Below are 7,226 nucleotides of genomic sequence, written 5' to 3'. Positions count from 1 at the left end.
TTGGAACTAATGCGATTATTCCGGGTCCTACCAATCTTGAGACACTGTTAAACAATCCAGGTGAGCGAGAGGCTATTGCTTCTGGTCTCGCTCCTAAGGATACGTTGTTAGTGATATTGGGATCTGACAACCGGCATGTCGATGATGCTAAGTTTTCACAAGCAAGCCAATCTCTGGTTGATACTTTATTAAAACTGCGCTCTTTCGATTCGAAAGAAAAACTATTTAAGCGGGTGGAAACTGCGGACCGCACAATGCTTGGCGATGAGAACTTTATTTCTCAAGATCGCAGGCATTTACTTATTAAGGCAGATACGCACCATTCTATTGATCGCGCTGCTAGGGAGCTAAGGGAAATTCCAAAGAAACTTTCAGCTTGGCAAAGTGGATTTCCGGATTTTTCCCTGCACTATCTAAGCGATGGCACAATAAACAACGAAATGGTTGAGTTAATTAATAGCGACTTAGACACCTCGCTAATTTATACCGTGCCGCTTACTTTCTTAGTGCTAGTATGGGTCTTTGGTTCGCTCGTAGCAGCGATAGTGCCGCTAATTATTGCCGCATTTAGCTTATTTGCCTCTCTCGGAGTGACTTCTTGGTTGAGTATAGCAATTCGCCCCGTAAGTGCTACGGCCTCTCAGCTTGTAGTATTGCTAGTGCTTGCAGTCGGAATCGATTATTCACTTTTTATTATAAGTCGCGTTCGAGAGGAGGTACGTTCTGGATTGTCTTATGCTAGCGCTATTGCTAAGGCCACGGTGACTACGGCAGTGGCCGTGTTTTGGAGCGGAGTTATAGTTGTCCTATCTCTATGTGGCTTGTTTTTAATGAATGATTCTGTTCTCGCTTCTATGGCAATCTCCTCCATTTCGTCGGTAGCTATTACTGCCGCAAGTGCAGTTTTAATTCTCCCGGCTCTTTTGCTGTGTTTAAAAGAAAGAATTGAGCGGGGTGTGATTTTTAAGCCCAAGAATGAATGGATGATTAGAGGGTCGAGGTTTTGGCTAAAAATAGCGTTGAATCGACCAATTATTACACTCTGTGCAACTACGTTATTTTTTATGTTTTTGGGATCCTTTGCCATTCGCATTAATCTGGGTTCTACCATAGAGCCCGAGATGCTTCCGCAAACCATGCAAAGTAGAAGAGCGTTTGAGGTTTTAGAGCAGTCATTTCCTGACTTATCTGGGACTGACTTTTCGTTAATCTTATATGGCCAGACCGTAGAGGAGCAGCACGACCTTGGTGAATTGCAGCCTATTATCGATGCCGTGCTTGAAAGCGAGTTAGTTAGAGGTCCGATAAAGGTCGAAATTAGCAAAAACGGGAAAGTCATTAGGTATCATTTTGTGGTTTTGGGAAAGGCTAATGACGTTACGCATAAAGACCTAATAGAGCGAATTCGCAAAGATATTTTTCCAAACATGGTCGAGCCACTTAAAATGAAGGGGACAGTGGGTGGAACTCTTCCTTATATAGTAGATGATGTAAATCGTTATATATCGCGCACGCCAATTGTGTTTGGCGCAGTTGTGGGAGTTAGTTTGATATTTTTGCTTATCGTTTTTCGCTCGGTGGTCGTTCCCCTAAAGGCATTAATTCTAAATATATTCTCGACTATGGCGTCTTTTGGCGTGCTTGTAATATTTTTTCAAATTAGTGGCATTGCGGCAGTAAACTATGCAGTGATTGAGAGTTTTGTTCCGCCTCTGTTGTTTTCGATCTTGTTTGGACTTTCTATGGACTATCACGTATTTTTGCTCTCTAGGGTTTACGAGGAGTCAAAAAAGGGCCGAGACATAAAGATGGCGGTAGAGCGTGGAGTGGATGGCACTTTTAGAACTATTACAGGTGCTGCGCTTATCATGGTCATGGTCTTTTTTGTTATTGGATGCCTAAGTTTGCCTATTATGAAAGAACTGGGCTTGGGACTTGCGGTTGCGGTAATTATTGATGCTACGATAATTCGCTCGCTGCTGCTACCGGCAAGCATGGTGCTTCTTGGAAGGTGGAACTGGTACTTGCCGAAGCATTTAAATTGGTTGCCCCGGGTGGGGGTTGGGTGAGGTAAATGCTCGTAACGTGAGCGTCTGCGAGTTCATGATTGTTTGCTGCTTATGAAATCAAAAATCATTTTAGTTATTGAGGATGAGGAGAGCATTCTTGAATTGATAACTTACAACTTAGAGCGCGAGGGGTTTAGGGTAATCGGAGTATCGTCAGGCGAGGCAGGACTTTTGCGGGCAAGGGAGAGCAATCCTGGGCTAATAATTTTAGATCTAATGTTGCCTGGTATCGATGGAATAGAGGTTTGTTCAAAGATAAGAGGCGATAGTTCGCTTAAGTCTGTGCCAATAGTAATGATCTCAGCAAAAGGGGAAGAACCAGATATCGTGAGAGGGTTAGAGCTCGGGGCGGATGACTATGTTACCAAGCCATTTAGCCCGACTGTCTTGGTAGCACGGGTGAAGGCAGTTTTGCGTAGGAAGGAGGAGAAACTACCCGATGATAGTGCCATTCTTTTTAAGGCTGGCATTTCTATAGATCCACGGCGATTTGTCGTAAAACTTGGAGAGAATAATATAGATTTAACCCTTAGTGAATTTCGCCTACTGCACTTTTTGATGCGACATCCCGGTTGGGTGTTTACGCGCTATCAAATTGTAGATGCTATTAAAGGCGAAGATTATCCCGTAACGGATCGCTCAGTAGATGTTCAAATAGTGGGACTTAGGAAAAAGCTTGGCGAGCAGGGAAAGCTTGTAGAAACTGTTCGCGGCGTTGGATATCGTTTTAAGGAATAAGCAAATAATTGGCAAAAAGATACTCAATTAGAATGCAGTATGCGCTACTTGCTACAGTATTTTTTTTGGCGGTTTGTGTCGTTGCCTTGTATGCCAAGTTTAGTCTTGAAGCTGTTTTAGATGAGCAGGCGCTTACTAGACTTCAGGGATTAGAAATAAACTTGCAGGATGCAGCGGAGTTTAGAAGAGTTGTTGATAAAGTACTGTTAGTATCTTGCGCCCTGGCGCTTGTCGTGGCGGTTTTATGTTTTGCTTTTTATCGACGCATCAAAGTGTCGCTTGAGGAAATTCGTCATAGACTTGAACATTTTTCGCGAACCAGTTTTGACGATAAGCTGCCAGAATACGATATAAAGGAGATTAACGAGTTAGCTAAGACAATTGATGAAATGCTAGAGCGTCTTAAGCATTCAGAGCAAGTTCGCATTGATTTCGTTGCCAACGTTTCACATGAGCTAAAGACACCGGTAACTTCCATAAAGGGATTTGTAGAGACGCTCATTCAGGGAGCAAAGGATAACGAAAAGGACTTAAATAGGTTTTTAGATATAGTTTTGAAGCAAGCGGATCGCCTAGACCGAATTGTTAGCGATCTTTTAACTTTAGCGCGATTAGAAGGAGAGCAAAGAGATGAGTTGCTTTCACTCGAAGAGGAGTTCGTCATAACTATACTTCGCGCCGCAATCGCAAACTGCCGTGCTCGCCTGGAGGAGAAAAATATTCGCATTGAATATCAATGCGACGACAGATTAATGATGACTTGCGATCGCTTTTTGATTGAACAAGCAATTACTAATCTAGTTGACAATGCCATTAAGTATAGTGGTCAAGATAGCTTTGTTCATTTAACGGCAAAGGTGGATAATCATGAAGTGGTTATTGATGTAGAGGATAAGGGGCTGGGAATTCCGAGAGAACATTTGCCTCGATTATTTGAACGCTTTTATCGCGTCGATAAAGCACGAAGTCGAAGTATTGGAGGAACTGGACTTGGGCTAGCTATAGTTAAACACATTGTTCAAGTTCATGGTGGAAGAGTTTCGGTTGAGAGCCATCTCGGCATGGGCTCTCGTTTTTCAATTGCAATTCCGCTAGATTTAGCAAGGAAATAATTTTATAGTCTTTCACCCCGTAGGCGAAACAAATAAATATTTTTTTGATTTTTAACTAAATCGTAATATTTTTCTAACAATTCTGTTGTATCCCTCACTACGAAGTTCAGTCTTATAAGATCGGATATCCGCTGTGTTTGTTTTGGAAATATGGAGATGCGAGGAGTTTGTGGTGAAAGTCCGCGAAGATAGTATGTCTACTGAACAACACGGACTCCCGTAGGCGCACTTGGCGGCACATTGGCACCCACTGTCTCACTGGACAGAACTAGGTGGCCGAAATTAAGGGTACTGCTGTAGTTGATGTCTTGCGAGGAGTTCCAGTCCTTAACGCCATCTCGATTACCGCCATTATCGTCATCGTTGTTTTGCACATCAAAGCCAATTGTTATGTCATTAGCCGCAGAAATACCCAGGTTGCTCCATGGGATCGCCAATTCAACGGTATACCCACCGCTAATGCTGGCAGTGCCATGCAAGACGCCGTTTGCGTTCTGTGGCGCCGTGAGACTTGTATCGTTGTAGCCCTTAATAAACTGTCGATCAAAGCCATCATAGTTTGCGCCATGGTTGTGGTTGCCATCGATGTAGATTTCTACGCCATCATCCGCCCACACATCGGCAGAATCATTAAATAAGGTGCTATCGAGAACCTTGATGCCCACGTACAAATAACTGCCGTCCCATAAGGCTCCAAAGGTAGTGGTGTTATTGTTAGTCCCAGAAACTAGCTTCACTACTGATTGCGAGAGATCCCATGCTCCCTCCGACAACTTGCCATCAATGGCAAGTGGGGATAGGGTCTTCTTTGCGGAAACGCTTAGCGCTGCTCCCTGCACTTCAATTGAGTCCGCTGCCATACTAGAGATATTTCCGGCGGCATCCCTATACCAGGCATAAGCCGTTCTCGTACCAGTTCCTGTTAAGAGCAAATGAGCAACTTGTTTGCTAAACGCAGTCGTAGAAGTAACGGCTACCCAGCCAGAAGTGTTTAGCTGCGGCGGAGTAGAGGAGTTAGACACAAAATACCCTGTTACTCCAATGCTATCGCTCGCCGATAGGTTTAGTGTCACAGTGGATGAGGTAGTTGTTCCCGCACCGCCGTTAATGCTAAGAGAGCCGCTAGGTGGAGTTGTATCGACAGAGCTGGTTCCGGGTGGGGGGAATTTCCAGGTGCCCATAAAACCATTCATGTAAACATAACTATCGTGCGGATTGACTGTTAACGTATTAACGCCAAACCACGGACTTAAATTGTTCGAGATATTGGTCCAGGTATTGCCGAAATCGGTCGAGCGGGAAACACCACTGCCCTCTGATAATCCTGCGCCAACAGCTTGACCGGCGTAAATTACATTGGGATGATTAGGATCTACTGCGACTGAGTAGTAATTTAGTTGTCCAGGTTGCTGATGATCCAAATCTAAACCATGAGTATTGTTTCTCAAGACAGCAGCAGAAGGCGTAACAATCCAAATGCCGGCTTGATTTGCCGGACTTGTCACCTTCATTGGAACATAGACTCTATTTGGGTCGTTTGGAGCAACTGCAAATTTGCCCACCTGGCCAGTGGCTGGAATTGGAGCGAAAAACGGCTCTGGCCATGACTTGCCACCGTCAGTAGACTTCAGAATTATCGTCTTTCCGTTTGATACACCTTGGGAATAAACGATATTCCCGTCTTTCCTATACATTTCACGCACTGGTCTGCTTAGGGCTGACCAATTGTACCCCTTATCTACGCTTTTAAATTTCCCCGCGTAGATAATATTTGCGTTACTGGGATTAAAAGCTAAGAGACTCAGGTCATAAAAGCCAGTGGTATCGGGAGTAGTAACAGTGTTCCAGGTCAATCCCTTGTTCCTAGAAACACTTATCTTCTGCTTGTCCCAGCTTCCGGAAGCACTGACTACCACTTGCGGATTTGTCACAGGTTCAATAGCGCCGCCGGCGGTTGAACCCCATCCTCCATTATTGGGAGCAAGCCGTTTAATAAAAGTGCTCCCGCTATCTTCGGTAATGTGTGGACCGAAATCATGCAAGAAAATCATAAATCTTTTTCGATCAGCTAGATCAAACGCAAATGTACTAGGACCACCAATCGCCATGGCCCCACCGGTGTATCCACTTCCCGTATAGACCCATGTGTCTCCTGCGTTGGTGGTTTTCTTTGGAGCCTCAACACCGTTAAGAGTAAGGGCGATGTTTTTATTAGTGGGATGACATGCGATGGAAGCGCCGTAGGGATGTCCTATTTCCTTATTGCTCCAAGGATGATCGGAACTGTAATTGTTTAAATCCATTGTCGTGGGAACGAGCCAAGAAGCACCGCCATTAGTGCTATAGAAAAACCCCCATGGGGCCGCAGCGCTACTATATTTATAACTAAGGTACAAATAGTTGTGGTCGACCGAACTTGCCGTTATTGTTCTAGCGTTATACGTACCTACCGTGCCGCTCATTCCATTGTTTATGGCGACGAAAGTCGGATTAGAGCTTCCCAGATTAGTGGTCTTATATACACCGTATTTACCAACGACTACGTAGGCTACATTGTTATCGGTGTTACTTATCTCTATTTGAGTTGGGATAGAGGGCAAGCCGGAACTAATAAGCTGAGTCGTAAAATTGCTGTTTACCCTATAGAGGCCATTCTTTGTGGTCATATACAGCGTACCACTTGGCGTCTTGGCCAAATCGTAAATGTAATGGCCACCGCTTACTGTAGTCCAAGTAGTCCCACCATCTGTTGAGCGCAATAGGCCTTCACCATGAGTACCAGCGAAAACGGTATTCGCCCCCAAAAAGACAAATAAGTCCGCTCCCTTGCTAGCGCCTTCGCGATAGAAGGTTGTTTTTCGCACATTAGTCCACGAGGCTCCCCCATTGGTCGAGCGATATATGGCCTCAAGTCCGCCCCATGTTAACACCCCACTAGCCATATCAGAGCCCGCTGCGTAAACTATGTCAGGGTTAGTAGGATGAACCGCTACGGACTGAGCCCCCGAGGAGTTAAATCCATTAAAGATAGGATTCCAGTAGGAGCCACCATCTATGCTTTTCCAGGGTCCGGTAGTATCAATAACCATGTAAACAATATTCGGATTAGTAGGAGCGTACCTAATTGTCTGAATCGCTTGATACCCTTCTCCACCAGGGAAACCGGCATCTTTTTGCCTCTGGGTTCTTAAGGGTACGCGCTCCCAGACGGGTGAACTTTGGGCGAATACTTGGGACGCAAACACTGAAGCGCAGAGAGCAACAATGATAATGACGTTTAATAATGCTAAAGACGGTTTAAACAACA

At 44.7% G+C, this 7,226-nt stretch carries 4 protein-coding genes; 3 read left to right on the top strand and 1 reads right to left on the bottom strand.

Going from position 1 to position 7,226, the window contains the following annotated elements:
- The 3 genes from IT291_01170 to IT291_01160 form a co-directional block, all read left to right on the top strand.
- Positions 1-2,069 (top strand): MMPL family transporter (locus IT291_01170; GenBank protein ID MCC6219832.1); only part of this gene is annotated, 2,069 nt, incomplete at its 5' end.
- Positions 2,070-2,120: 51 nt separating this feature from the next.
- Complete coding sequence (locus IT291_01165) at positions 2,121-2,807, top strand: response regulator (GenBank protein MCC6219831.1); 687 nt, start codon at positions 2,121-2,123, stop codon at positions 2,805-2,807.
- A gap of 8 nt (positions 2,808-2,815) precedes the next feature.
- Complete coding sequence (locus IT291_01160; GenBank protein MCC6219830.1) at positions 2,816-3,919, top strand: GHKL domain-containing protein; 1,104 nt, start codon at positions 2,816-2,818, stop codon at positions 3,917-3,919.
- Between the two features lie 197 nt (positions 3,920-4,116).
- On the opposite strand, the gene IT291_01155 is transcribed toward IT291_01160, so the two are convergent.
- Positions 4,117-7,226, bottom strand: a 3,110-nt coding sequence (locus IT291_01155; GenBank protein ID MCC6219829.1) for a hypothetical protein, incomplete at its 5' end; no start/stop codon positions are given.

Source organism: Deltaproteobacteria bacterium (assembly GCA_020845775.1).
GTDB lineage: Bacteria > Bdellovibrionota_C > UBA2361 > SZUA-149 > JADLFC01 > JADLFC01.
This window is presented reverse-complemented; position numbering and strand designations above follow the sequence as displayed.